Raw genomic sequence first — 1,811 nt, forward strand, 5'->3', positions numbered from 1 at the left:
AATTAAATCTTGACTAACAAGTATAAGACAGTTAGAATGTTCATTGTTGTTGCTCTTTAACAATTTATCAGACAATCTATGTAGGTATTAGTAGATACTAGCATAAAAATATTTTAAATACAGGTTATAAATATCTATCAAAATAGATTTGTGAGTTTATTACACAATTTAATTTGTAGAAACAATTTTAATAAAAGTTCAAATTGAAGAGTTTGATCATGGCTCAGATTGAACGCTGGCGGCAAGCTTAACACATGCAAGTCGAACGGTAACAATAAAGAGCTTTTTGCTCTTTAGGTGACAAGTGGCGAACGGGTGAGTAATATCTGGGGATCTGCCCGGCGGAGGGGGACAACCATTGGAAACGATGGCTAATACCGCATAAAGTTGAAAAACCAAAGTGGGGGACTTTGTTATTAATAATAAAGCCTCATGCCACCGGATGAACCCAGACGGGATTAGCTAGTAGGTGAGGTAACTGCTCACCTAGGCTACGATCCCTAGCTGGTCTGAGAGGATGACCAGCCACACTGGAACTGAGATACGGTCCAGACTCCTACGGGAGGCAGCAGTGGGGAATATTGCACAATGGGCGCAAGCCTGATGCAGCTATGCCGCGTGTATGAAGAAGGCCTTAGGGTTGTAAAGTACTTTCAGTAGGGAAGAAGGCATTGTGCCTAAAAATCACAATGATTGACGTTACTTACAGAAGAAGCACCGGCTAACTCCGTGCCAGCAGCCGCGGTAATACGGAGGGTGCAAGCGTTAATCGGAATTACTGGGCGTAAAGCGCGCGTAGGCGGTTTGTTAAGTCAGATGTGAAATCCCTGGGCTCAACCTAGGAACTGCATTTGAAACTGGCAGACTCGAGTTTCATAGAGGAGAGCAGAATTCCAGGTGTAGCGGTGAAATGCGTAGAGATCTGGAGGAATATCAGTGGCGAAGGCGGCTCTCTGGATGAATACTGACGCTCAGGTGCGAAAGCATGGGGAGCAAACAGGATTAGATACCCTGGTAGTCCATGCCGTAAACGATGTCGACTTGGAAGTTGTATCCTTGAGATGTAACTTCCGTAGCTAACGCGTTAAGTCGACCGCCTGGGGAGTACGACCGCAAGGTTAAAACTCAAATGAATTGACGGGGGCCCGCACAAGCGGTGGAGCATGTGGTTTAATTCGATGCAACGCGAAAAACCTTACCTACTCTTGACATCCAGCAAACTTGGCAGAAATGCCTTGGTGCCTTCGGGAATGCTGAGACAGGTGCTGCATGGCTGTCGTCAGCTCGTGTTGTGAAATGTTGGGTTAAGTCCCGCAACGAGCGTAACCCTTATCCTTTGTTACCAGCGAATTAGTCGGGGACTCAAAGGAGACTGCCGGTGATAAGCCGGAGGAAGGTGAGGACGACGTCAAGTCATCATGGCCCTTATGAGTAGGGCTACACACGTGCTACAATGGTATATACAAAGAGAAGCGAGCTCGCAAGGGTAAGCAAATCTCGTAAAATATATCTTAGTCCGGATTGGAGTCTGCAACTCGACTCCATGAAGTCGGAATCGCTAGTAATCGTAGATCAGAATGCTACGGTGAATACGTTCCCGGGCCTTGTACACACCGCCCGTCACACCATGGAAGTGGATTGCAAAAGAAGTAGGTAGCTTAACCTTTCCAAAGGAGGGCGCTTACCACTTTGTGGTTCATGACTGGGGTGAAGTCGTAACAAGGTAACCGTAGGGGAACCTGCGGTTGGATCACCTCCTTACTTATATAATTTATAATGCTTTTCTACAAAATACCTACATAAATTGTCTG

Annotated in this window: 1 rRNA gene; it reads left to right on the plus strand. The window is 46.0% G+C overall.

Annotated features, from left to right (window positions below):
* The first annotated feature begins 200 nt into the window (after nt 1–200).
* Nucleotides 201–1,761: ribosomal RNA gene (locus FD726_RS03660) — 16S ribosomal RNA — on the plus strand.
* Nucleotides 1,762–1,811 lie beyond the last annotated feature (50 nt).

The organism is Pantoea sp. SoEX (genome assembly GCF_009829945.1).
Lineage (GTDB): Bacteria > Pseudomonadota > Gammaproteobacteria > Enterobacterales > Enterobacteriaceae > Pantoea_C.